General features: G+C 43.6%; 24 protein-coding genes and 1 tRNA gene. 2 read left to right on the top strand and 23 right to left on the bottom strand.

The features are described 5' to 3' along the window. Nucleotides 1–25 precede the first annotated feature (25 nt). The 9 genes from secG to rpoN form a co-directional block, all read right to left on the bottom strand. Nucleotides 26–259: a preprotein translocase subunit SecG gene (secG, locus tag ACTHRG_RS07420; RefSeq protein ID WP_035329304.1), complete on the bottom strand. Its 234-nt coding sequence runs from the start codon at nucleotides 257–259 to the stop codon at nucleotides 26–28. Between the two features lie 185 nt (nucleotides 260–444). Beyond that, entirely contained in the window at nucleotides 445–1,740 is a 1,296-nt protein-coding gene (eno, locus tag ACTHRG_RS07415; protein WP_048008419.1) for a phosphopyruvate hydratase, read from the bottom strand. Nucleotides 1,741–1,804: 64 nt separating this feature from the next. Beyond that, on the bottom strand, nucleotides 1,805–3,340 hold the full coding sequence (gpmI, locus tag ACTHRG_RS07410) for a 2,3-bisphosphoglycerate-independent phosphoglycerate mutase (protein WP_440230937.1): 1,536 nt from the start codon (nucleotides 3,338–3,340) through the stop codon (nucleotides 1,805–1,807). Continuing rightward, nucleotides 3,333–4,094, bottom strand: coding sequence for a triose-phosphate isomerase (gene tpiA / locus ACTHRG_RS07405; protein WP_440230936.1), 762 nt, complete (start codon nucleotides 4,092–4,094; stop codon nucleotides 3,333–3,335). The genes gpmI and tpiA overlap by 8 nt, the downstream gene beginning before the upstream one ends. Before the next feature lie 73 nt (nucleotides 4,095–4,167). Next, nucleotides 4,168–5,352, bottom strand: a complete 1,185-nt coding sequence (locus ACTHRG_RS07400) for a phosphoglycerate kinase (protein WP_440230935.1) — start codon at nucleotides 5,350–5,352, stop codon at nucleotides 4,168–4,170. A gap of 263 nt (nucleotides 5,353–5,615) precedes the next feature. Continuing rightward, the gene (gene gap, locus ACTHRG_RS07395) at nucleotides 5,616–6,623 is read right to left on the bottom strand and encodes a type I glyceraldehyde-3-phosphate dehydrogenase (RefSeq protein WP_440230934.1); all 1,008 of its coding nucleotides are present in this window, start codon (nucleotides 6,621–6,623) and stop codon (nucleotides 5,616–5,618) included. Between the two features lie 45 nt (nucleotides 6,624–6,668). Then, on the bottom strand, nucleotides 6,669–7,691 hold the full coding sequence (locus ACTHRG_RS07390; RefSeq protein WP_076258943.1) for a sugar-binding transcriptional regulator: 1,023 nt from the start codon (nucleotides 7,689–7,691) through the stop codon (nucleotides 6,669–6,671). A 135-nt stretch (nucleotides 7,692–7,826) separates the two neighbouring features. After that, nucleotides 7,827–8,075: a glutaredoxin family protein gene (locus ACTHRG_RS07385; RefSeq protein ID WP_076258945.1), complete on the bottom strand. Its 249-nt coding sequence runs from the start codon at nucleotides 8,073–8,075 to the stop codon at nucleotides 7,827–7,829. A gap of 17 nt (nucleotides 8,076–8,092) precedes the next feature. Continuing rightward, nucleotides 8,093–9,424, bottom strand: coding sequence for an RNA polymerase factor sigma-54 (gene rpoN, locus ACTHRG_RS07380; RefSeq protein ID WP_440230933.1), 1,332 nt, complete (start codon nucleotides 9,422–9,424; stop codon nucleotides 8,093–8,095). Nucleotides 9,425–9,472: 48 nt separating this feature from the next. Between rpoN and ACTHRG_RS07375 the strand changes: the two genes are divergently transcribed. Further along, nucleotides 9,473–9,703 (top strand): hypothetical protein, encoded by a 231-nt coding sequence (locus tag ACTHRG_RS07375; protein ID WP_440230932.1) that lies wholly within the window; start codon nucleotides 9,473–9,475, stop codon nucleotides 9,701–9,703. Between the two features lie 45 nt (nucleotides 9,704–9,748). Here ACTHRG_RS07375 and ACTHRG_RS07370 read toward each other — a convergent pair. Further along, nucleotides 9,749–9,820 (bottom strand) — tRNA-Arg (locus ACTHRG_RS07370). Nucleotides 9,821–10,126: 306 nt separating this feature from the next. On the opposite strand from ACTHRG_RS07370, the gene clpP reads away from it, so the two are divergent. After that, entirely contained in the window at nucleotides 10,127–10,732 is a 606-nt protein-coding gene (gene clpP, locus ACTHRG_RS07365; RefSeq protein ID WP_440230931.1) for an ATP-dependent Clp endopeptidase proteolytic subunit ClpP, read from the top strand. A 42-nt stretch (nucleotides 10,733–10,774) separates the two neighbouring features. Here the strand turns inward: clpP and ACTHRG_RS07360 are convergent, their stop codons facing one another. From ACTHRG_RS07360 to ACTHRG_RS07300, 13 genes are all read right to left on the bottom strand, one after another. After that, nucleotides 10,775–11,032, bottom strand: coding sequence for an HPr family phosphocarrier protein (locus tag ACTHRG_RS07360; RefSeq protein WP_009331822.1), 258 nt, complete (start codon nucleotides 11,030–11,032; stop codon nucleotides 10,775–10,777). 29 nt (nucleotides 11,033–11,061) lie between these two features. Continuing rightward, nucleotides 11,062–12,012 carry a DNA-binding protein WhiA gene (gene whiA, locus ACTHRG_RS07355; protein ID WP_048008414.1) on the bottom strand — a complete coding sequence of 317 codons (951 nt, stop codon included), beginning with the start codon at nucleotides 12,010–12,012 and terminating at the stop codon, nucleotides 11,062–11,064. Between the two features lie 118 nt (nucleotides 12,013–12,130). Beyond that, nucleotides 12,131–13,108 (bottom strand): gluconeogenesis factor YvcK family protein, encoded by a 978-nt coding sequence (locus tag ACTHRG_RS07350; protein ID WP_197247033.1) that lies wholly within the window; start codon nucleotides 13,106–13,108, stop codon nucleotides 12,131–12,133. After that, nucleotides 13,105–13,998: an RNase adapter RapZ gene (gene rapZ / locus ACTHRG_RS07345; protein ID WP_048008412.1), complete on the bottom strand. Its 894-nt coding sequence runs from the start codon at nucleotides 13,996–13,998 to the stop codon at nucleotides 13,105–13,107. The genes ACTHRG_RS07350 and rapZ overlap by 4 nt, the downstream gene beginning before the upstream one ends. Before the next feature lie 27 nt (nucleotides 13,999–14,025). Next, a complete protein-coding gene (locus ACTHRG_RS07340; protein WP_035329286.1) occupies nucleotides 14,026–14,484 on the bottom strand; it encodes an 8-oxo-dGTP diphosphatase in 459 nt (152 codons plus the stop codon). Between the two features lie 336 nt (nucleotides 14,485–14,820). Next, the gene (trxB, locus tag ACTHRG_RS07335; RefSeq protein WP_061791823.1) at nucleotides 14,821–15,771 is read right to left on the bottom strand and encodes a thioredoxin-disulfide reductase; all 951 of its coding nucleotides are present in this window, start codon (nucleotides 15,769–15,771) and stop codon (nucleotides 14,821–14,823) included. Between the two features lie 127 nt (nucleotides 15,772–15,898). After that, complete coding sequence (locus ACTHRG_RS07330) at nucleotides 15,899–17,398, bottom strand: tetratricopeptide repeat protein (RefSeq protein ID WP_440230930.1); 1,500 nt, start codon at nucleotides 17,396–17,398, stop codon at nucleotides 15,899–15,901. Nucleotides 17,399–17,860: 462 nt separating this feature from the next. After that, a complete protein-coding gene (locus ACTHRG_RS07325) occupies nucleotides 17,861–19,324 on the bottom strand; it encodes an alanine/glycine:cation symporter family protein (RefSeq protein WP_440230929.1) in 1,464 nt (487 codons plus the stop codon). A gap of 143 nt (nucleotides 19,325–19,467) precedes the next feature. Next, nucleotides 19,468–20,970: an aldehyde dehydrogenase family protein gene (locus tag ACTHRG_RS07320; protein ID WP_394580709.1), complete on the bottom strand. Its 1,503-nt coding sequence runs from the start codon at nucleotides 20,968–20,970 to the stop codon at nucleotides 19,468–19,470. A gap of 20 nt (nucleotides 20,971–20,990) precedes the next feature. Further along, nucleotides 20,991–21,884, bottom strand: a complete 894-nt coding sequence (dapA, locus tag ACTHRG_RS07315) for a 4-hydroxy-tetrahydrodipicolinate synthase (RefSeq protein WP_048008407.1) — start codon at nucleotides 21,882–21,884, stop codon at nucleotides 20,991–20,993. A 31-nt stretch (nucleotides 21,885–21,915) separates the two neighbouring features. Next, a complete protein-coding gene (locus ACTHRG_RS07310) occupies nucleotides 21,916–22,869 on the bottom strand; it encodes a proline racemase family protein (RefSeq protein WP_163142479.1) in 954 nt (317 codons plus the stop codon). Next, nucleotides 22,866–23,903 carry a proline racemase family protein gene (locus ACTHRG_RS07305; protein ID WP_440230927.1) on the bottom strand — a complete coding sequence of 346 codons (1,038 nt, stop codon included), beginning with the start codon at nucleotides 23,901–23,903 and terminating at the stop codon, nucleotides 22,866–22,868. The genes ACTHRG_RS07310 and ACTHRG_RS07305 overlap by 4 nt, the downstream gene beginning before the upstream one ends. Further along, nucleotides 23,903–25,129, bottom strand: coding sequence for an NAD(P)/FAD-dependent oxidoreductase (locus tag ACTHRG_RS07300; RefSeq protein WP_440230926.1), 1,227 nt, complete (start codon nucleotides 25,127–25,129; stop codon nucleotides 23,903–23,905). The genes ACTHRG_RS07305 and ACTHRG_RS07300 overlap by 1 nt, the downstream gene beginning before the upstream one ends. Nucleotides 25,130–25,206 lie beyond the last annotated feature (77 nt).

Raw genomic sequence — 25,206 nt, 5'->3', positions numbered from 1 at the left:
TCTGAAGGCCAGGCGCTGCGTTCATTTATATCGCAAAATAAGAAACTAACACAGTAAGCACAAAGAATAAGACAGAAAGAACAACCGTGATGCGGTGAAGAACCAGATCAATACCGCGTGCTTTTTGCTTTCCAAAAAGCTGCTCTGCTCCCCCTGAAATCGCACCGGATAGACCTGCGCTTTTACCAGATTGAAGGAGTACAACTACAATAAGGCCAATCGAAACAATGACTAAAAGGGTAATCAATAATGTATGCATGAAGCCACCTCCTGAAAACGTACAATCACATTATTCTTAATTTATCACATTTTGGTGGTATTCACAATAAGATTTTGAGGTTCGCACAAGAGCTGAAAATAAAATCTTTTTTTGTGTGTTCAGGCAGTCTTGACCAAACCATCAAAAAAGCAGCCGCCCCACCCGGGACGGCTGCACAAGCAAGATTACTTGCTCAAGTTATAGAAAGATTTTAAGCCATCGTATACAGCTAAGTCGCCAAGCTCGTCTTCGATGCGAAGAAGCTGGTTGTATTTAGCGATACGGTCAGTACGGGACATTGAACCAGTTTTGATCTGGCCAGCGTTTGTTGCAACAGCGATGTCAGCGATTGTCGCATCTTCTGTTTCACCTGAACGGTGGGATACAACTGCAGTGTAGCCGGCACGCTTCGCCATTTCGATTGCTTCGAACGTTTCTGTTAATGTACCGATTTGGTTTACTTTGATCAGGATTGAGTTGCCTACTCCCTGCTCGATTCCTTGAGCAAGCTTCTTCGTGTTAGTAACGAACAAGTCGTCACCAACAAGCTGAACTTTTCCGCCGATGCGATCAGTTAATAGCTTATGGCCTTCCCAGTCGTTTTCGTCAAGACCATCTTCAATTGAGATGATAGGGAACTCGTTTACAAGCTCTTCGTAGAAGTTAACCATATCTTCTGAAGTTAAACCAGTGCGGCCTTCGCCTGCAAGATCGTATTTGCCAGTTTCTTTGTTGTAGAACTCAGAAGAAGCAACATCCATTGCAAGATAGATGTCTTTGCCAGCTTCGTAGCCAGCGTTAGAGATTGCTTCGATGATAACTTCAAGAGCTTCACGGTTAGAACCAAGGTTAGGAGCGAATCCGCCTTCGTCACCTACAGCAGTATTAAGACCTTTGCCAGATAAAACTTTTTTCAATGAATGGAATACTTCAGCACCCATGCGGATGGCTTCCTTGAAAGTAGGAGCTCCTACAGGCATGATCATGAATTCCTGGAAGTCCACGTTGTTGTCAGCATGAGATCCGCCGTTGATGATGTTCATCATTGGTGTTGGAAGCTGCTTCGCGTTGAAGCCTCCAAGGTAACGGTATAAAGGAAGTCCTACAGACTCAGCAGCTGCATGTGCACAAGCCATGGATACGCCAAGGATTGCGTTTGCGCCAAGCTTTCCTTTGTTTTCAGTTCCATCTAACGCGATCATTGTGCGGTCGATGCCAACCTGGTCTGTTACATCCAAGCCGATTACAGCTTCTGCAATCAGGTTGTTCACGTTGTCTACTGCTTTTTGAACACCTTTTCCAAGATAACGGGACTTGTCGCCGTCACGAAGTTCTACTGCTTCGTGCTCACCAGTTGATGCTCCAGAAGGAACAATCGCGCGTCCAAAGAATCCTGATTCTGTTAAAACTTCAACTTCAACTGTTGGGTTACCGCGTGAATCCAATACTTCACGTGCATATACTTGTTCGATAAATGGCATAGTAATTCTCTCCTTTATGATAAAAAATTGTAATCGACAATATTCGGGTGGTGCCTGTCACCAGTTATTTTTTCAGTAATGAGGTTCCTGTCATTTCAGCCGGTTTTTCCAGTCCAAGCAGGTCCAGAACTGTTGGAGCAAGGTCTCCTAAAATTCCGTCTGTACGGAGTTCTGCGCCGTCCTGTGTGACGATGACTGGAACCGGGTTTGTTGTGTGGGCAGTCATCGGGCCGCCTTCTAGCGTAACCACCTCATCGGCATTTCCGTGGTCAGCTGTGATGATCGCTTTTCCGCCTTTTGAAATAATCAGGTCAACAATTTTGCCAAGGCATTCGTCAACCGTTTCAACCGCCTTAATCGTTGGCTCAAGCATGCCTGAGTGCCCCACCATGTCCGGGTTGGCAAAGTTCAGGATGATTGCATCGAAATTGTCAGCTTCCACTTCCTTCAGCAACGCGTCCGTCACTTCATAAGCACTCATTTCAGGCTTAAGGTCATAGGTAGCTACTTTCGGTGAGTCAATCAGGATCCTCTCTTCGCCAGGGAATTTCTCTTCCCGTCCGCCGCTCATAAAGAACGTTACATGAGGGTATTTCTCTGTCTCTGCAATGCGGAGCTGTGTTTTTCCGTTTTGCGCTAAAACCTCACCCAGGGTATTATCAAGGTTTGTCGGTTTGAAGGCAACATATCCGTCAACCGTTTCACTGAAGTGGGTCAAACATACGAAATATAAGTTTTCAGGATGTCCAGGCCCTCTATCAAAGGAGCGGAAGTCTTTATTTGTAAAAGTATTCGAAATCTGTATTGCCCTGTCCGGACGGAAGTTATAGAAAATAACTGCATCATCCTTCTTAATTGTTGCAACCGGCTTCCCATCTTCTGCAGTAATGACAGATGGAATGACGAACTCATCAAAGATACCATTTTTATAGTTATCTTCAACTAAATCCATGGGATCGCTATAAGCAGGGCCATCGCCATACACCATGGAACGGTAAGACTTCTCAACACGCTCCCAGCGTTTGTCGCGGTCCATGGAATAATAGCGGCCGGAAATCGTCGCAAATTCGCCGACTCCGTATTCTTTCATTTTTTCCTGCGCTTCTTTAATATAGCCTGCTGCGGTTTGCGGGCCAACATCACGTCCATCCAGGAATCCATGAACATAGACATTCTTCACGCCTTCCTCAGCAGCCATACGAAGGAGCGCAAATAAGTGCTGGATATGGCTGTGTACGCCTCCATCTGAAAGAAGTCCCATCAAATGAAGATCCGTGCCATTCTTTTTCACATGATCAATCGCAGAACGGAACGTTTCGTTTTTCTCAAACTGTCCTTCACGAATGGCCACGTTCACTCTTGTTAAACTCTGATATACAATCCGGCCTGCACCGATGTTTAAATGTCCTACTTCCGAGTTTCCCATTTGCCCTTCCGGAAGACCTACTGCTTCGCCGCTTGCTGTCAGCGTTGCGTTAGGGTAGGTATTCCAGTAACGTTCGAAGTTTGGCTTCTTTGCCTGGGCAACGGCATTTCCCATCCGCTCGCCCCGCAATGCGAAACCATCTAAGATGATTAATGCAACTGGAGATTTACTCATTCTTGCCTGCCTCCAATAATTGAAGAAAGTCTGTAGGCTGTAAGCTTGCGCCGCCAACAAGAGCTCCATCAATATCAGGCTGGCTCATATATTCTTTAATGTTTGCAGGCTTTACGCTGCCGCCGTACTGAATGCGGACTGCATCTGCCGCAGCCTGTGAAAATTGCTTAGCAACAACAGAGCGGATATGTGCACATACCTCATTCGCATCTGCTGAAGTTGAAGATTTGCCAGTTCCGATTGCCCAGATTGGCTCATATGCAATAACAGTCTGCTTTACCTGCTCTTCAGTTAAGCCATTTAACGCCTTCTCAACCTGTGAGCCTACAAGATCCATTGTTTCGCCGTTTTCCCGCTGTTCTAGCGATTCACCGACACAAACGATTGGAGTTAAGTTGTGTTTGAATGCAGCCAAGGTCTTTTTATTAACAGCCTCATCAGTCTCATTAAACATCTCACGGCGTTCTGAATGGCCAAGGATTACGTATTTCACCCCAAGATCTTCAAGTGCCACAGGGCTGATTTCACCTGTAAAAGCGCCGTTTTCTTCAAAGTGCATGTTCTGGGCGCCGATTTCAACATCTGAATCCTTTGAGTTTTCGACAAGACGCTCAAGGAATAAGGCAGGAGCACATACAACTGTATCTACCTGCTCCTTCCCAGGAACTAAGCCGTTAATTTCTTCAAGAAAGACTTTCGCTTCCGGAAGTGTTTTATGCATTTTCCAGTTTCCTGCGATAATTGGTTTACGCATGTTGCACGTCCTTTCATGCATTTTTATTAGTGTCCTATATTCGACAAATTTCGGGTGGTGCCTGTCACCAATATTATTTATCGTTTAAAGCAACTACACCAGGCAGGGCTTTTCCTTCCATAAACTCAAGGGAAGCGCCTCCGCCTGTTGAGATATGGCTCATGCGGTCTGCAAGATGGAATTTTTCAACTGCAGCTGCAGAATCGCCGCCGCCAATGACTGAATATGTATCATTTGCTTCTGCTAAAGCCTCAGCCACTGCTCTTGTACCGCCTGCAAATTTATTTAATTCGAATACACCCATTGGTCCGTTCCAGATAACAAGCTTTGAATTCTGGATTACATCGCTGTAGATATCGCGTGTTTTAGGTCCGATATCAAGTGCTTCCCAATCAGAAGGAATTTCTTCGATTGCTACAGTTTTAATATTGGCCTCTTCAGAAAAATCGTCTGCCACAACGACATCAACAGGCATGTAGAAGTTCACGCCTTTTTCTTTCGCTTTTTCCATAAACGATTTGCCAAGGTCAATTTTATCTTCTTCTAATAGTGACTTTCCTACTTCATGGCCGTTTGCTTTTACAAATGTATAAGCCAACCCTCCGCCAATGATCAGGTTGTCTACCTTTTCAAGAAGGTTTTCGATTACGCCAATCTTATCTTTCACCTTTGCACCGCCGATAATAGCTGTAAATGGGCGTTCAGGATTTGAAAGAGCTTTTCCAAGTACATCAAGTTCTTTTTCCATCAGGAGTCCTGATACGGCAGGAAGATGATGCGCAATTCCTTCCGTTGAAGCATGCGCACGGTGTGCTGCTCCGAATGCATCATTTACATAGACATCTGCAAGCTCAGCAAATGCCTTTGCAAGTTCAGGATCATTCTTTTCCTCGCCAGCATAGAAACGCACGTTTTCAAGGAGAAGAACCTCGCCTTCACTTAACGCGTCAACCATAGCTTTTACAGAATCGCCATATGCTTCATCCGCCTTCTTTACTTCTTTGCCAAGAAGCTCGGACAAACGCTTTGCTACTGGTGTTAAACGCAATTCTTCAACAACTGAACCCTTCGGACGGCCCAAATGGCTGGCTAAAATTACTTTTGCACCCTGGTTCATCAAGTATTCGATCGTTGGAAGAGCTGCTTTGATGCGAGTCTCATCTGTTACCTGTCCCTCTTTCATGGGAACATTGAAATCAACCCGGCAGAATACACGCTTACCTTTTAACTCCACATCTTTAACGCTTTTTTTGTTCATAGCAAAAGGACCTCCTTACCAGAAAAGCGGAAGCTCCTTGCCTGACGGCTCATAGACCTCAAGCCTCCAGGTTCCGGAGCTAAGCACCATCCCGGTTAAATAGTTTTACTTAAAACAAAAGGGAGAGGGAATGTTTCCCTGCTCCCCTTTTACCCTTATCCATTATAGACGTTAGCGAATTGAATATCCAACAAGTTGAGGTGTTTTTCCGGAGAAAAAATTCATCTTATGAATGCTTCGCAAAACGAATATTTTTGTGAAAATTAAAGTCCTTTTTGAGCGATGTAATCAACAAGGTCAACTACACGGTTAGAGTAACCAGATTCGTTATCATACCAAGAGATTACTTTTACCATGTTGCCTTCCATAACCATAGTAGAAAGTGCATCGATTGTAGAAGATGCAGGGTTTCCGTTGTAGTCTCCAGATACTAATGGCTCTTCGCTGTATGCAAGGATGCCTTTCAGATCGCCTTCAGCAGCTGCTTTAAGAGCATTGTTTACTTCTTCAGCAGTTACGTCTTTGTCAAGCTCAGCAACAAGGTCTACAAGAGAAACGTTTGGAGTTGGAACACGCATAGCTCCACCGTTCAATTTGCCTTTTAGTTCAGGCAATACTAGAGATACTGCTTTTGCAGCTCCAGTAGTTGTAGGAATGATGTTTTCTGCTGCTGCACGTGCACGGCGGTAGTCCTTGTGAGGCAAGTCAAGGATTTGCTGGTCATTTGTATATGAGTGAACAGTTGTCATCATACCGCGTTTGATGCCGAAGCTGTCGTTCAATACTTTTGCAAATGGAGCCAGGCAGTTTGTTGTACAAGAAGCATTAGAGATTACATGATGGTTTGCAGCATCATATTTCTCGTGGTTAACACCCATAACAACTGTGATATCTTCGTCAGATGCAGGAGCTGAGATGATTACTTTCTTAGCACCAGCTTCAAGATGTTTCGCAGCGTCAGCACGCTTTGTGAAACGTCCAGTAGATTCTACTACTACTTCTACGCCAAGATCTCCCCATCCTAATTGAGCAGGATCGCGCTCTGCAATAACTTTTACTTTATGGCCGCCAACAACAAGATAATCGCCGTCAACTGTTACTTCTTCATTTAGAGTTCCGTGTACGGAATCGTATTTTAAAAGGTGTGCCAGCATGTTTGCATCTGTAAGGTCATTTACTGCTACAACCTCTACGTTAGGGTTTTTAAGAGCTGCACGGAAAACAACGCGCCCGATTCTTCCAAATCCGTTAATACCAACTTTAACTGCCATGATTATTTCCTCCTTGAAAAGGTAGATTTTATATTTGAAAAGGGATTACCCTTTTATCAACTGTTTTGCTGCACCTTCATCTGTCACTAAAATGGTAGAGGATGGTGCCCGTTTCATGTATGCAGCGATGGCTTTTGCCTTTGTGGAGCCGCCTGCCACTGCAATGACATGTTCAATTTGAGATAGGTCATCCAGCTGAAGGCCGATGGTCTGAACCTTATGTACAACCTCGCCGCCTTCGTTGAAGTAATAGCCAAATGATTCACCGACTGCTTTGGCTTGCTTGATTTTAACCAAATCTTCTTCACTGGTTTTGCGGCGTTCCGCCATTGTAATAGCGTCCCCAATCCCGTGCAGAACCATGCTAGCCGATTTGATCTGGGTGATTACTTCTTTAATATTGGGTTCTTTAATAATGCTTTCATACATCTCCCTGCTTACCTGGTCCGGCACATACAGGACACGGTGCCTGGAATCAGTATGATCAGCCATTTTGGCACAAATGGTGTTAGCCTGGTTTTTAACATCTTCGCCTATTCCGCCACGCGCCGGCACAAACAGCCAATCGCGTTCAGCAAGATCAGGAGTCAGCATCTCCGCTACGGCTGCCATTGTGGATCCGCCGGTAACTGCGATGATATTTTTTCCTTTGAGCCTTGATTTCATACACATTGCTGTGGCTCTGCCAAGCTCCTGCTTCACCCATGGAGATTCATCGCTGTTTCCGGAAACAATGATCGCCTGGCGTATGCCAAGCTTTCGTGATAATTCCTGCTCCATTACGGCTATACCCGAAATATCTCTCATTATTCCTTCAAGAGCTTCGAGTAATTCTTTGCCATCGGAAGAAAGGCTCATTCCTGTACTTGAAATGCGGATCAGGTTCTGGTCTTTTAGAAATTCAACCTCACTTCTCAGCACTCTTTCCGTCAAACCCATACTGACTGCAAGGCTTCTTCTTCCAACCGGCTCCATCAGCCCTATATAATGAAGAATCCCATAACGCTTCTGCATAACCGCAAGCATATCAGGCAATAATCTTTTTTGAATATCAATTAGTGAGTACATCCGGAAAGCTCCTTCATCATATGTGGTCATTTTTTGTCCCGCATAGACATATTATGTCCCACTTACCGTAAAAAAAATCACCCTTGCTTCTCCTCAATAATAGCAAGAGTGAGTATTGAAATCAACTGATAAAACTCAGTTTTTTTCTGTAAGCGCTTCACCTACTGTAATGGGATCAATATGCCCGAACTGCACTTCACGCCCATCAATTTCAACAACCGGAATCATGAGTCCGTACTTCTCAGTCAGGTCATCGCTCTCATCAATATCTTTTTCAATTAACGTAAATTCATATTCTTTCTCCAATTCAACTAATACACTCTTAGCTTTATCACACAGCGGGCATCTGCTGCGTGTGTAAAACACTAACTCTGGCTGTTTCAATCAGCAAATCTCCTTTGTCAGTCATACCTTTTCCGTTTGGATGATGACGGGATGCCCAGCTGATCCCGATATTTTGCAATCGTCCTTCTGCTGACTACCATCCCCTCTTGTTCCTTCAGCAGCTTCACAAGCTCCTGATCGGATAAAGGCTTTTGTTTATTTTCTTTTTCTATCATTTTACCAATAATCGTCTTGACCTGCTGTGAAGACGTATTCTCATCAGATGTCGTTTTGATCGTGCTGGAGAAGAACGATCTCAGCTCATACGTCCCAAATGGCGTTTGCGCATATTTTTCCCGGACAGCCCTGCTCACTGTTGATTCATGAATGTCGAGTTCATCTGATATTTCCTTCATCGTCATCGGCTTCAGATATGCAGGGCCTTTAATGAAAAAGTCCTGCTGCTTTTCAACGATTTTAAGAGTCACATTTGCAAGAGTCTCTTTCCTTTGCTCAATGCTTCTTATAATCCACTGATAATCCTGCTGCTTTTCCTGCAGGAAGCGGCTCACATTTCGATCACCACTAGCCGAGAACTTTTTATAATAAGGTTCATTAAAACTGATTTTAGGAAGCACTTCATCAAACACACTGACAGAAAAAGAGCTGCCATCCCACTGAATAATCACATCCGGTGTTATATAGGCGGATTTTTCACTTTGGAAGGATGAAGCAGGCCTTGGATTCAAGGTCTGAACAAGGTCGAATACTGCCTGTATGTCCTTAAGCTCCACACCGAGCTGTTTTGCGATTTCTTTCCATTTCTTCTCAGCAAAAAGGGTAAAGTATTCATCTATAATCATTTCAGCCAGCTCATTCTCTTCCGGCAATCTCTTGAGCTGCAGGGACAGGCACTCCTGAAGATTCCTTGCTCCAACGCCGGCAGGCTCGAGTTCCTGAAGTTCTTCAAGCATCTGCTCCACTTTCTCAAGGGGCATCTTAAGAGAATCGGCTGACGCCTTTAGATCCGCCCGGAAGTAACCGTTTTCATCAAGGCTGTCAATAAGATGCTCAATCACTTTTTGTTCATCCCTGTTTAATTTCAAATGAAGCTGAGATTTCAAATATTCATCAAGCAGCACGGTCTTTCCGCAGCCAATCTGCTCAATCCAATTTATTTTATCTTTTTCGGCTTTTATCCTCGTCGGTTTGACACGGTCATAACGGGGATCCATCGTCTGGACATGACCGGACTCTACTTTTAAAAGGGGATTTTCAAGCGCCTTGCTTTCCAGGAAAGCAGAAAGCTCCTGTGTGCTGTATTGCAGAAGGGCAATCGCCTGCGTCAGCTCCTGTGTCATTGTTAATTTCATTGTCTGCTGCTGCCATAACCCAGCTTTCAAATTCATCGTACATTCCCCCTGTCCCCATTTTACAATATTCACAGAAAATGTTGTATGGAAATATCCTGGCAATTGCCAGTCGCACCGGCACTTCTTTCTGAATACTTCACAATATGCATTGCTGAGGGGGGAATATTCATTTTTTATGGTGAAACCTGCGGATTTTTAACTTCAGGCTTAAATTTAGGTGCGGATAGAGGAATTTTATTTGCGGATATGGCCCATTTACTTTCAGATAAATATTTTTATGGGCGTATGGGCTGGATTTATTTACGTATAGCCTAAAATATAAAAAACTCCCTGTCCATATCAGACAAGGAGTTTTGCTAGCGCCCTCGGCAGGAATCGAACCCACATCTTAAGAACCGGAATCTCACGTGCTATCCGTTGCACCACGAGGGCATAGATTTTATTAATCGGCTGACCAGGCGATCAGCCGCTACGATAACTAATTATATGCTATGTTTATTCACTTTGCAAGCCTCCTTTTAGTTTTAAAAATCGGAACAATGGGTATCATGGAATGAGATAGCACAGCACAGAAAAAAGTGTCGAACGAATCCGTGGCTATTTCCATGCGATTCGTTTGACCTTAATTGACCATCAGTGTATCATGATAATACATAGGAGTTAAAAAATTTTCTTTACTTGGAAGAACATGCTTGTTCATCATGTATGTTGACCTTATCTTGAAGGAGGAATTGGAAAATGAACTTAATCCCTACAGTTATTGAACAAACAAATCGCGGGGAGCGTGCTTATGATATTTACTCCCGCCTTTTAAAAGACCGCATCATTATGCTCGGAAGCGGAATTGATGATAATGTGGCAAACTCCATTGTTGCCCAGCTGTTATTCCTTGAAGCAGAAAACCCTGAAAAGGACATTTCCATTTACATTAATAGCCCTGGCGGAAGCATTACAGCCGGTATGGCTATTTATGATACGATGCAATTCATCAAGCCAAAGGTACAAACCATTTGTATCGGTATGGCTGCATCCATGGGTGCATTCCTTCTTGCAGCGGGTGAAAAAGGAAAGCGTTTTGCTCTTCCAAACGCTGAAGTTATGATTCACCAGCCACTTGGCGGTGCACAGGGACAGGCGACTGAAATTGAAATCGCTGCAAAGCGCATCCTTTTCCTTCGCGAAAAATTAAACACGATCCTTTCAGAGCGTACTGGACAGCCGCTTGAAGTCATTGCAAAAGATACAGACCGCGATAACTTTATGACAGCTGAGAGAGCTCTTGAATACGGTTTGGTTGACCAGATCATTACCAGAAACTCTCTAGATGAGAAGAAGGATAATTAAAAGACATAAAAAACAACTCGCATCTTCCCGATGCGAGTTGTTTTAGTTTTCCTTCTGAATATAATTTGCCAGCGCTTCGAGGGCTTCGTTTTCGTCGTTCCCCTCAGCCTTCAGGGTAATGACTGATCCTGAGCTTACAGCCAGGCTCATTAGCCCCATAATGCTTTTCGCATTTACCTTCTTTCCATCCTTCTCCAGGAAAATGTCCGATGAAAACCGATTGGCCTCTTGTACGAACAATGCTGCCGGACGGGCCTGCAATCCTGTCTTCAGCTTAACTTCTACCTGTTTTTCTGCCATTGTATATCTCCTCCCTGCTGATGCCTCTATTAGTGAGCATCTATGGTGCTGCCTGCTCTGAGTTTTTCAGCGATTTCATCTATTTTTCTTAATCGGTGATTAATGCCTGATTTGCTGATATTTCCGCCTGAGACCATTTCCCCAAGCTCTTTTAAGGTGACATCCTGGTATGCTACACGCAATTCGGCTATTTCCCTCAGTTTGTCGGGCAAAACCTGAAGTCCAACCGTCTGGTCAATAAACCGGATATTCTCCACTTGCCGCAAGGCCGCCCCGATGGTTTTGTTTAAGTTCGCTGTTTCACAATTCACGAGCCGATTGACCGAGTTTCTCATATCGCGGACAATCCGGATGTCTTCAAACCGGAGCAGAGATGCGTGTGCCCCGACAATATTCAGGAATTCCGTTATTTTTTCGGCTTCCTTTAAATACGTGATATAGCCTTTTTTCCGTTCAAGCGTTTTGCTGTTCAGCCCGAACGTATTCATCAGTTCACAAAGGGAGTCGTTATGCTCCTTGTAAAGTGAAGCGATCTCCAGATGATAGGAGGAGGTTTCCGGATTATTAACCGATCCCCCGGCAAGGAATGCACCGCGCAGATAAGAACGCTTACAGCATTTCTTTTTTATGAGCTCTTTGGAGATATCGTGTGTAAATACGAATCCCTCACTTAAAATTTTCAGGTCATCTAGAATCATGCTGGCCTGTTCCGACAGCCTGACAATATATACATTGTTCTTTTTCAGCCGCATTTTTTTCCGGACCAGGAGCTCGACCTGAACGCTGTAATTCCTTTTAATCAGCGTGTAAATCCTTCTTGCAATGGCTGCATTTTCCGTCTGAATATCAACGATCAATTTCCGGCTGGAAAAAGAAAGTGAACCATTCATCCGGATCAAGGCGGACAATTCCGCTTTGCCGCAGCAGTCTTTTAATTCCAGGTTCGTCAATTCTTTTTTCGTTTCCGAAGCGAAAGACATCCCTTCACCCCCTATCCGTAAAAGTGCTTAGCCAGAGATATATAAAAAGATATTCTTCACTGAGCAAACGTATGCACAGTTTATTTTTTACTGGCAAAAGCCCTTTTACATCTTTATATTACGCGTTAAAACGCCTATTGGTTTCATGTAAAATTAAATTATAAAGCATTTGGGCAACCTCTTTTGTATCATGGCGTATGATCCCGCCTTCGTGGCTGACAATTTCACCGTGCATAATATCAAGGCCCAATTCGGCAAGAGCACCTGTATCATACACAACAGGCCTCGCCATTTCCTCGCTGTACCGCTCCTGAATATGGGCAGGAATTTCTTCATTGTTTACCAGGATGGTATTAATAAAAGCACAGCTCATATGATCATAAAGTGCTTTTACATGGTCACTTGCTGTATAATCGAGCGTCTCGCCTGCCTGTGTCATTAAATTGCATATATAGACTTTTTTTGCTTTCGCTTGACAGACCTCACGTCCGAGCCTGGGAACAAGCAAGTTTGGAAGAATACTTGTATATAAGCTTCCAGGGCCAATGATGATCATGTCAGCCTGTCTGATTGCCTGCAGTGATTCAGGCAGGGCTTTAATATTTTTAGGAGTTAAAAATACCCGCTTGATTTTTTTGCCGGAATAAGGAATCTTTGATTCTCCCGATACGATAGTCCCGTCTTCCATTTCAGCGTGAAGGACCACACTCTGGTTCGCAGCCGGCAGCACCTTTCCCCTTACATTTAACACCTTGCTCATTTCCTGAATCGCATGAACAAAATTTCCTGTAATCGAAGTCATTGCCGCGAGAATTAAATTGCCAAGCGAGTGCCCGGACAATTCATTGGATGTCGCAAAGCGGTGCTGGAACATCTCCTCAATGAGCGGCTCTACGTCTGAAAGAGCGGCCAGCACATTGCGGATGTCACCGGGTGGCGGGATATGAAGATCATTTCGCAATCTTCCTGAGCTGCCGCCATCATCGGCTACTGTCACAATGGCAGTAATATCAACAGGGTACTGCTTCAGTCCCCTTAAGAGGACAGGCAGCCCCGTTCCTCCGCCGATGATGACGATTCTTGGCTGTCGGTTCATTTGATGTTTTCCTTTCTCCTGTCGATGTCACGGTGGGTAATTGCTGTATTGTAATCCTTGCTGAAGTAGTCTGCAATATATTCCGTCAGCGCTACCGAACGGTGCTGGCCTCCCGTACATCCAATTGCCACCACCAATTGAGCCTTCCCTTCCCGCTTATAATGCGGAAGCATAAAGCTCAGCAGCTCCGTAACCTTCTCAAGAAATTTACTGGTTTCCGTCCATTTCAGCACATAGCCTGACACCTCTTCATCTAATCCTGTCTTCGGCCTCATATGTTCAATATAATGGGGATTCGGAAGGAACCGGACATCGAATACCAGGTCGGCATCAATTGGAATTCCATGCTTAAAGCCAAAAGACATGACGTTAACCGTAAATATGGTTTTTTTATTCAATGAGAATTCCGTAAGAATTTTCTCGCGCAATTCCCTCGGTTTCATTTGTGATGTATTATAAATCAGCCGGGCTCTGCCTTTTAATTCTTCGAGCAGCTCCCGCTCAAGCTTGATGCCTTCAAGAGGCAATCCCGATGGTGCAAGGGGATGGAATCGTCTTGTTTCTTTATATCTTCTGACGAGTGTCGAATCATCCGCATCAAGATATAAAATCTGCGGAGTGACCCAGGATGTCTCGGACAATTCATCGAGCGCCTTAAACAGGTGGTCAAAAAACTCACGGCCGCGCAAATCCATCACCAATGCCACCTTATTCATTTTATTCCCGGATTCCTTCATAAGTTCAAGGAATTTAGGAAGCAGCGTCGGCGGCAAATTGTCTACACAGAAGAAGCCAAGATCTTCAAAGCTTTGGATGGCTACTGTTTTCCCTGCCCCTGACATTCCCGTAATAATCACCATTTGAGTATCATTAACTGCACCCGTACTCATTTTTGTTTCCCCCTGTATCTGTCAAATTCAGCTTGGATCCAGCCTGTAACTAAGTAATTCAAAATCCGGCGTATACGTAAATGTTCCATAAATCATTCCCTGGCCATGAATCATATACTCCAGAATATGCGAATCACCGGCAGCCATCGGCAGATTCTTTATCTCTGAAAACGGATGCCAGCGAAGCTTGCCTTCCTCTGATTCATCCAGGTTCAGCCCATCAGAAGCTGTAGCCAGAAAAGTAAACATCATCCACTCCTGTACAACCTTTTCGCCATCCTTCATGATGAACGTAAAAATGCCCTTAATATTCGGATTGCGCAGATAGATGCCTGTTTCTTCCCTGAACTCACGTATGCACGAGTCCCTCACTGATTCACCCGGCTCCATCTTTCCGCCCGGGGCCACCCACCAGCCTCTTCTAGGCTTTTGTAAAAGCAATACTTTATCGTCTTTCAGTAACACACAGTTCGTGACTCGCTGCAACACATTTCACCTCTAATTTCCAAAATCATACCGCTGCCGCCTTTTTCATGAAAGTTAAGGCTGGCTAACGTACTTTTCTTATTCTTTTCATTATACTATTTTTGTCTTAGAGCCACAATGAATACAGATTTCTAAAAAACTTATTCAAAACACACTGTATTTACGCAAAAAAAGAGCACAGGCATGGGCCTGTGCTTTAAAAAGGATTATATCTTTAAAAGGGGGTCAATTTCTATTCCTATACTACCCGATTTTTATTTCATCAAGGTTACAGGAGAATTAAAACCGCATGACTTTTTGTAAAACTTTTCAACCAGTGGCTATTTTTTCTAAAAATTATTTCTTCTCTTTCAGGCTTTCCATTAATTCTTCCACATAGTGCTGAGCGCTTTGGGCAGCGATGCTTCCATCACCTGTAGCTGTAACGATTTGGCGAAGAGATTTTTCGCGGATATCTCCTGCTGCAAAAATGCCTTCCACCTTTGTTTCCATTCTTTCGTTTGTTTCGATATAGCCATTGCTGTTCGTGATGCCAAGGCTTTCAAATGGCTTGGAAAGGGGAACCATGCCGATATAGATGAATACACCATCTGCCTTGAATTCTCTTTCTTCGCCGGTTTCAGCAGAAACAAGTGTTACGCTTCCCACTTTTCCGTCCTTATCGTTAACTTCCTTCACTGTCGTGTTCCAGATGAAGTCAATTTTGTCATTGTCGAACGCACGCTGCTGCAGGATCGCCTGCGCACGAAGCTGGTCCCGTCTATGAACGATAGTCACTTTTGAGGCGAAACGCGTCAAATATACGCCTTCCTCAACAGCAGAGTCACCGCCGCCGACAACCACAAGCTCTTTGCCTTTAAAGAATGCTCCATCACAGACTGCACAATAGGATACGCCGCGTCCGCCAAGCTCTTTCTCACCAGGAATACCAAGCTTTTTGTACTCGGCACCAGTAGAAATAATGACTGAGCGTGTTTTATATTGTTTCGATCCGGCAACAACCGTTTTGTATTCTTCGCCGTCAATGATTTCTTTAATATCTCCATACGCATATTCAGCGCCAAACTTCTTCGCATGATCGAACATTTTCGTGGATAAATCCGGCCCTAAAATATGGCCAAAACCAGGATAGTTTTCCACTTCTTCTGTATTGGCCATTTGTCCGCCCGGAACACCGCGTTCGATCATTAGAGTAGACAAATTTGCACGAGATGTATATACAGCAGCAGTCATCCCTGCCGGTCCTGCGCCAGCGATAATGACATCATAAATTTTTTCTTCAGTCACTGCGATTCACTCCTTAAGTAATCAGAAATCCAGTAATTAATCAAACACTTTATAAGTACGCATATTATAGTATGACCTTCTTACTGTTATCCTATAAAATTGGCACGTGTTCCGTCCAAATATCTGCTCACTGAAGGCGGTCATTCACCGATTTTACATATTTGCCCATCGTCGAAGCGGAAATGCCGTATCTTCCTGCAATGTTTGACTGGGAAACCTTTTCGTTCCGAAGCTTATGCCAAACATACTCAATGGCTGCAGCCCAGGCATTTTTGTTTTTAATATTTTGCCGGTTATTTGTCAATTCTGCAAAAATAGTAAACCACATTAAATACAGTCCAGCTTCCACCGTGCCGATCGGGTGGAAATTTTCATAAAACAGCTGGGCTGTTTCGTGCGCAGCCTGAACCTGGGCAGGCGGTTCCTGCTCAGTTTTAACGAAAGAAAGGTACTCCTTCTCCACAGCTGAAAACTTATTGTTTTGTAAAATAGCTTCAGAGGTGAGAATTTCATCTCTTCTGCTGGATACGGATGTTAGGAAGAGGCCGAATAACCGCTCTTCAATATAGTCGCTTTCCAGCTTTTTCAATATGGAAGAGTAATGGTCTTCAAAGCCGCTGCTGGTTACCTTTTCATCATTCCAGGGCTCGAAGCCTTCTTTTTCCGGATTAATTTCAATTGCCTTCTTCCATGCTGATTTCGCCAGCTCTTCACGCCCTGTGAAATAGGCGGAATAGGATAGCCAGTAATAAAATGGTCCATCCCCTTCAAAGCCCTTCTTCTGAAGCTTGCGAAGCCATGCAAAGGAAGCCTCATACTCGCCGGTCAGAGCGAAAGTCGCACCCAGCTTGAACTGATGTTCAACCGAAAGCGGCTTAATCTTTTTCAGAGCTTCTTTTAACAAGCGCACCTGCCGGAAATCCCGCTCGTAAAAAGCAAAGACCAGCTTGTTGCAGAGCGCATGAAGATTACCCGGATTTTCTTCCAGTACCTTCTCTAAAATATCTGACGCCTTTTGCACTTCTCCCAGGTAAAAATACGCCAGGGCCAAATTATTGTATGCGGACCAATACTCAGGATACTCATCAATAACAGAGTTCAGAATCTCAACCGCTTTTGGAAAATGGCCGGACTCCAGTAATTCCCGTGCATGTTCCTGCTTCGTAATCAAATCATCCTGCTCGTACAGCTCGTCATCCAGATCATCCGCTTCAAGCGTAAGAAGCTCCAGCAGATCCTCTGTATCTTCCGTAAACTCTCCATCCTGATCTAAATCCAGATACGTATTGGCATGTGTATAAGCATCTTTAAAAAGGCCCATATGAGCATAGTTGTTGGCAAGGAAATAATGGCATTCCGACATATCCTCATCAAGCTCTTCCAATATCATATGAAGCAGCTGATTCGACTCCTGATACTCACCCATTTCTGAATGAACAATTGCAAGCTGGCAGACAATCATCGGTTCACCCGGCTCAAGCTGCATAGCCCGCATTAAATATTTCTTCGCTTTATGAAAATCCCTGCGGTGGTACGCCTTAATCCCTTTGGAAAAATAGTACTCACCATTCGGGATAAATGACAGTAACTTTCCCTTTTGGTGTCTAGCTTTAGAGTCTTTACTCATGAAATCCTCCATAAATGTTAGTAACTAAAGTAGTATATCACACGAACAAGCCTATGGAGAAGGGAAGAAATGACAATACTATTTTTAAGCGGGATTTTTTATTGGAAATCTTATCACGGTTATGTTTTAAAGGTTTATTGCGTTGATTTAGCGGTGATGGTGTTTACTTCGGAAATTAAGCGGCAGTTTGGCTGAGGAAATCTATTAATCGTCGTCTGGATATAATGAGGAGACCTCTTTTGATATTTTATAGAAGCATAAGATGTCAGCTTTCTCGAAAATTATTTTATGTATCATCTTTAGTAAGTGAGGATTGGGAATCCAGCTGCTGAAATAAACATGGTGACAGCCTGGAGGACCGGCTTTTCCCAACTTGGGCTCCAGCAGTTATCAGTGAAGCTGCCACCATGTGCAATAAGAATTTAAAATGGAATGTGTTCTTTGTTTCCGGCTGTATTTCTCTTAAATTGCCTTCTTGCCTTTTGAATTCCTTTCTTTCGCTTTCTCTTCCCAGAAATCTGCACCTTTAATGCCAAGTTTAACAGGATCGAAGACTGGTTCAATGCCTGCTTTCCTCTGTTCTTCATAATCTTTAAATACTTTTAAGGCTGTTTTAGTCAGGAAAAGAATAGCGACTAAGTTAAGCCAGGCCATGCTTCCGAATCCAAAGTCTCCGAGCGCCCATAATAGGGATGCATTTTCGACACTTCCCAAGTAGATCATTCCTAAGAAAACAATCATCAAGCCTGCTTTAAGCCCTTTTAGCCTTCTCTTTCTGCCAAGGTAAACAAGGGTTGTTTCAGAAATATAGTAGTAAGCCATCAGAGTTGTAAAGGCAAAGAAGAAGATAGCAATTGCAACAAACAAACCGCCAAATCCAGGGATAACGCTCTCAACGGCCGCCTGTGTCCACATTGGTCCAGCTTCTACACCCTGGATATTTTCAACAATCGGCTGCTTTCCTTCTGGAGTAACGCTGTACATGCCGGTAATTAAAATCATAAGTGCAGTAGCTGTACAAACAATGATGGTATCAATATAAACAGAGAACGCTTGAACAAGACCTTGCTTTGCCGGATGGGATACATCTGCTGCGGCTGAACTATAAGTCCCTTCCCCTACACCAGCAACGTTAGAGAATACGGCTCTCTTAACGCCCCATGCAATCGCTGCACCGATAATACCGCCGAACATTTCGTTTGCACCAAATGCACTGGAAATAATCAGCCAAAGCATTGCTGGAATTTCTGCTGCATTTGCAAATAAAAGAACAAAGGTGATAACCACATACCCTAAGGCCATAAAAGGGACAACTTTTTCCGCAACATTGGCAATTCGCTTAACGCCGCCAAAAATAATGATGCCGAGTAATACAACAAGAATGATTCCAGTGATGCTTTTATTGAGACCAATGGTATTTTCAAATCCAACAGCAATCGTATTGGCCTGAATACCTGGAACTAAAATTCCGTAGCTGAGGGTAACAACAATCGCCACAAATACTGCGAACCATTTCATATTTAAACCTTTTTCAATAAAATAAGGAGTTCCGCCCCGGTATTGATTACCATCTTTTACTTTATAGATTTGAGCAAGAGTGGATTCAATAAAGGAACTTGCTCCTCCTAATAAAGCCATGATCCACATCCAGAAAACCGCTCCCGGACCGCCAAATGCAATCGCAGTAGCAACCCCGGCAATATTTCCAATACCGACACGGCCGGCTAAAGCCATTGAAAACGCCTGGAAAGAAGACACACCGGATTCTGGGTTACCCTTTTCAAAAAGAAGTTTAATCATTTCCTTAAAATATCTAAATTGCACAAAGCGTGTCATAATGGAAAAGAACAATCCAGCACCAAGCGCGAAAGCTACCAATCCAAGGCTCCAAACCATCCCCGACGCTTTATTCACTAATTCTTCCATCTTATCCCACCTTTTTATACTTTAAGTAGATAGTTCCATCTCTTCCAATCTGTAAATTAGTAATATTCAGATAAATACAGGCAGAATGGGACAAAACACTGTCCCACTCCCATCAATCCGTGCCCAGTTTGTCCCATTGGTCCTTATAAAAACTCATCATGCTTGATGTTAACAAATACACTTTTCACTTCCGTATAGTTCTGCAGGCCATACTCTCCACCCATTTCGCGGCCGATTCCTGATTGTTTGTAGCCGCCGAAAGGCATTGTTTCCCATTCAAGTCCAAAATCATTAATCCAGACTGTACCTGATTGCAGCTTGCTTGCAATGTAATGCCCCTTTTTCATACTTTCTGTCCAGACACTTGCAGCTAAACCATAGTCACTATCGTTCGCCCGTTTAATGACCTCATCAATCGTATCGAAAACGAAAATGGACATGACCGGACCAAAGATTTCTTCACGTGCAATAACCATATGATCTTGTACGTCAGCAAAAATGGTTGGCTGTACAAAATATCCTTTTTCAAATCCTTTATTCCCGCCTGTCACGAGTCGCGCCCCTTCTTCCTTCCCTTGTTCTATATAATTAAGAACAGTTCGATGCTGTTTGGCTGACACAAGCGGGCCCATATCCGTTTCGGGGTTCATTCCATCCCCCAGCTTCATTGCTTTCGCCCGTTCTGCTAAGGCTTTTACTACATGATCATATATGTTTCTCTGGACAAATACACGTGTACAGGCACTGCAGTTTTGTCCATGATTGTACATCGTTCCGTTAAATACCCCTTCAATTGCTTCCTCAAGATTAGCATCTTCTAAAACAATGGCTGGCGATTTTCCGCCAAGCTCCAGCGTAACACCTTTAATTTGATCTGCAGCTTTTTTCATTACTTCTTTTCCGACAGCCGTTGATCCTGTGAATGCTATCTTATCGACATCTTTATGTGCAGTAATCGCTTCTCCCGCAATCCTGCCCGATCCCGGAACAATATTCACAACACCATCCGGGAACCCTGCTTCTTTAAATAGCTTACCTGCGTAGAGAAGAGATAATGGTGTCTCAGTTGCCGGTTTAATCACAACCGTACATCCGACTGCAAGTGCAGCTCCGAGCTTCCAGGCAGCCATGGCGAGCGGGAAGTTCCATGGAATAATTTGGCCTACAACCCCAACCGGTTCGTGTACCGTATAGGTTACATAATTCTTTGAAACCTGAGTTGTCTTGCCAAATATTTTTGTGGCCCAGCCTGCGTAATATCTAAAATGCTGGATTGTTCCGTCAACATCATCTGCCAAAGCGACCCTGCAGGGCTTTCCGTTATCCAATGATTCCAGTTGAGCGAGTTCTTCCCGATTTTCTTCTAAGAGATCCGCAAATTTATAGATTAGATGAGAGCGTTCTGCGGCATCCATCTTTGTCCATTCGCCTTCATCAAATGCTTTCCTTGCAGCAGCTACCGCAGCGTTAATATCATCCTCTTGCGCTTCACTTACTTCCGCAATGACCTCTTCGTTTGCCGGATTAACGACGGGAAACGTTTTACCACTAAGCGCCGGTACATAGCTGCCGTTAATGTATAATCCTTTCACACCTTCCAGGAATTCTTGAACTTTTGGTTTCAGATTATAATTTGTCGCTTGCATGTTCTCACTCCTTCACTATTTTAGTTTTTTACTGTCTCTAAACTTGCAAGCAGGTCTTTTAGCTTTTGATCTTCCTCCGGTGATAGGCCTAAACGAGGGTACCGCGCAGGCCCGCCAGCCTGGCCAGTCAATTCCATGGCTCTCTTCACAATTTGCACATACTTTCCAGATCCTTCAAGGAACGCGCACAGTGGTAAAATACGATCATTGATGGACCAAGCTTCTTCAAACTCACCTTTTTGGAAGTGGTTATACATATCTGTAACCAGCTTTGGCACGATATTTCCTGCAACAGAAATCCACCCAGTTGCTCCAACCAAGTAGGACTCCATTACAAGCTCTTCAGCACCGCAGAATACTTCAAAATCTCCTTTGCCTTTTCTTGCAAGATCTCTCACCTTGCTGATTTCACCGCTTGATTCTTTAATGTGAGTCACATTTTCGCAATCCTTGCCAATTTGAAGCATTAAATCTGCGCTCATATTTACACCGGAAGTAAATGGGTTGTTATAAAGCATGATTGGAAGATTGACACTGCTGGATACCTCTTTAAAATGATGGTAAATTTCATTTTCCTTTGGCTTCATGTAAAAAGGGTTAATGATTAAAGCAGCATCAGCTCCATGTACTTCAGCTTGCTTTGTATACTCAATTGTTTCCCTTGTTGTTTCCGCAGCAGTACCCACGATAACAGGGATGCGGCCGCCGGCTTCCTTCATAACCGTTTCTACCATCTGGTATTTTTCTTCTCTTGACAGACTGACAAATTCACCAGTACTACCATTGATGACGATACCTGCCACACCTTGATCGACAAAGTAATTGACATTATTCTTTACTCCGCCCCAATCAATTTCCTGCTCCTGTGTCATTGGTGTAATTAATACTGGATAAGCTCCTCTAATTGCAGTCATTTTAATTTTCCTCCCTATTTTTAATAGTTTCTTATTTTAATAAAAACCCTGCGAATAATGGATCTGCCGGGTCTAATACATATGTCTGCATACCCGTAATAAATCCGCGGGCTGAAAAACTAAACTCGTAACCTGCTTCAAATTGTGCTGAAAGCTCGGCTGTCAATTTGCCGTTGAAAATGCTTTCATTTTCAATTGGGCTATCAGGAGGTATATCACCATTTTCTATTAGATAGCTGCAACAGGCAGCTAGAGTTCCAAATCCTGGAGAACGCACAATATAACAATCCGGACGGAAGGTTACCGTTTTGATTTTGCCTTCATTTTTTTGCGAATGATCCATCAAGATCACTCTGCTGAAGGCATGTTTGCCTTCTAAGGCTTCAATCACCTTCTGCCCCCATTGATTTATGACTGGAAGGTCCTCCATCTCAATCTCAAAAGGCAGCTCTGCTTTATCAAAAATCGCATAAAGATGATCGGCTTGGACTAGAGATACTTCTGTCTTTAAATCTAAATAAGACACTGGCACTTTGGTTTGCATAACCTGGCATGGCTCGTTTTTTAATTTAACTAATTTCACTTCATCATCTTTCATCGTTGCAGCGACACCAATAACACCGCTGATTGTTTCAAGTATGTATTCACCTGAAGACTTGGCCTTTAGCTGGCCACACTCTAATAATGCGGTTATGACAGCAGCGATTCCGCCATATTGCAGCGGAACGGTTCCGTTATGGTCGAAAAAAATAACAGCTGCATCGGCTTCGCTTTTAAAAGGCGGAACGACCAGACAACCCATTAGTCCAGCAAATCCGCGGGGCTCATTTAAAAGAAAATTAATTTCCTCCTCATAGGCAAGCGAAAATTGCTCATTCAGCTCCTGTATACTTGAATAATGAATAAGTGGGCCATCCTTAATAATTCGATATGCCTCACCTGCTACGTGTACATCAGTTGCTGTGTAAGACTTTTGAATTTTCATTTCACATCCTCCATTTCATGTTCCATTGGGGGAATAAGTAAAAAGCCCTCTTTAAGCGGGTCTTCCTCGTTATAAAAGAACCGGTGCATTCCCATTAGCCAGGCTGAACCTGTGATTCTTGTAATAACAGCCTCTACACCCTGAACATCTGCTATTTCAAGTATTTCTCCGCGGAATAAAGAGCCAACTATACTCTCATGTACAAATTCTTCTTTGATCCCTATCTCCTTTTTGGAATAGAGGACAGATAATTTAGCCGAAGTGCCTGTACCGCATGGTGAACGATCAATCCCGCCAGGAGGGACAACAACCGTATTTTTCACATCTGCTTCTTCATGGGTTGGCTCAGTGAAAAACTCAATATGGGTCAGACTGCGAATAAATGGATATTGCGGATGAACGACATCCGTTTTTTCGTTAATTGTATTTCTAATTTTGATAGCCTTTTCAATGATTTTTGAAGAATTCTCCGGTGTCAGTTCTAATCCAACAGATTGGGCATCAATGATTCCATAGAAGTTGCCTCCATAAGCAATATCTGCCTCAACGATTCCAATTCCCTCAACATCAACAGAGACACTCTTTAACAGGAAGGCCGGGACATTACAGAAGGAAACCTCTTTTGCTTTTCCGTTCTCTACCTTAATCTCTGCCTTAACAAGGCCGGCTGGTGTATCAATTTTTATCGCAGTTACTGGCTCTTGAACAGGTATTAGCCCCGCTTCAACCAATGCTGTACAAACACCGATTGTGTCATGTCCGCACATTGGCAAATATCCGCCGGTTTCGATATATATAACACCGATATCTGCTTCCGGATGACATGGATCTGTCAAGAGTACTCCTGACATGACGTCATGTCCTCTTGGTTCATTCATCAGGAGCTTGCGGATCCAGTCATATTCCTTTTGCATATGAAGCATTTTTTCGGACATTGTCGCTCCTTTTAGCTCTGGGAGTCCACTAATCAATGTCCTCGTGGGGTTTCCGCCCGTGTGTGTATCAATGGTTGTAAAAACTCGATTTGCTTTCATCAGGTACTCACCCTTTCCTTAAATCGAGAAAATCTCAGCGGCTCAATTGGGATGCAAGTTTCCTTTTCATTAAGCATTTCCTCTATTACTTTTCCAGTAACAGCGGCAAGGCTAATTCCGTCTCCCTCATGACCTGCTGCAATATAATAGTTTGGAATCCCCTCTACTTCTGACACAATTGGCAAGTGATCCTCCGTCCATGGCCGCAAACCAGCATAGGAACGTATGACCATCATGTCAGCCATTTTCGGATAAAATCGAATGGCCCGATTGGCAATGCATTTAATAATTTCATTGTTGATCTTTGTATTAAACCCAACAAATTCCCGGCTGCTTCCAATCAGGAAGTTTTGACTTTCAGTTGGTTCAAAAACAAGGGCTACTCCGTATATTTCAGTAATGGGGTCAACCTGGCGCCTGCCGCCAAATTTTGATATTAAGTAGCCAAATTCCATCACTTTTCTCGGTCCTACAAATTCCTGGCGTGATGCGACAATTATGTGGCCTTTTCTTGGTTTAATTGGAATAGACAAGTCCAGCATCTCTCCGATATATGGAGCCCATACACCTGCAGCATTAATAACATAGTTCGCGGTGAAAGTGCCATTAGATGTTTCAACGGTAAATGTACCGTCCGGCTCCCTTCTCATTCCAGTAACCTCAGTTTGTTTATGGGCCTTAGCGCCCATCTCCTTTGCCCCCTCAAGAAGGTTAAAGGCAAGAAGGTATGGATTAACAGTTGAATCTGTTGCACATTCTAAGCCGCCTAATAAATCATCAGCAAAATACTTTGAATCCTGGCGAATGTCCTGTCTGTCCAGCATCCTGAACGGCAAGCCGGCCTCCTTTTGCCGGTCAACCCACTTTTGTGCGGCTTCCATTTCTTCTTCTGTCTCACAGACAAGGATGCTTCCAGGTGCACGATATTCAAAAGGCTGCTTCAAATCTCTGCTTAATTCATCTACTAACTTCTGACTGACAAGTGACATTTGACTATCAAAGCCAGGATCTTTATCGATAGCTAAAATATTCCCGTCACAGCGGGATGACGTGCCACTGACAAATTCACCTTTTTCGATAACTGTTACATTTCTTCCTGATTTAGAAGTATAATAGGCAATTGCACAGCCTATGATTCCCCCGCCTATAACCAGAACGTCACAATGATTTCTCACAAAACCAACTTCCCTTCGTCTTGTTACATCATTTTTTAATGCAAATAACATGCCAACTTTTATAACCTTACTCAGAAATAAGAATCTTCTAATAATTATCCTTCTAGCCCAAACAGAGATTTTTTTGT

It is taken from the genome of Cytobacillus sp. SAFR-174 (assembly GCF_051964675.1).
Taxonomy (GTDB): domain Bacteria; phylum Bacillota; class Bacilli; order Bacillales; family Cytobacillaceae; genus Cytobacillus.
This window is presented reverse-complemented; position numbering and strand designations above follow the sequence as displayed.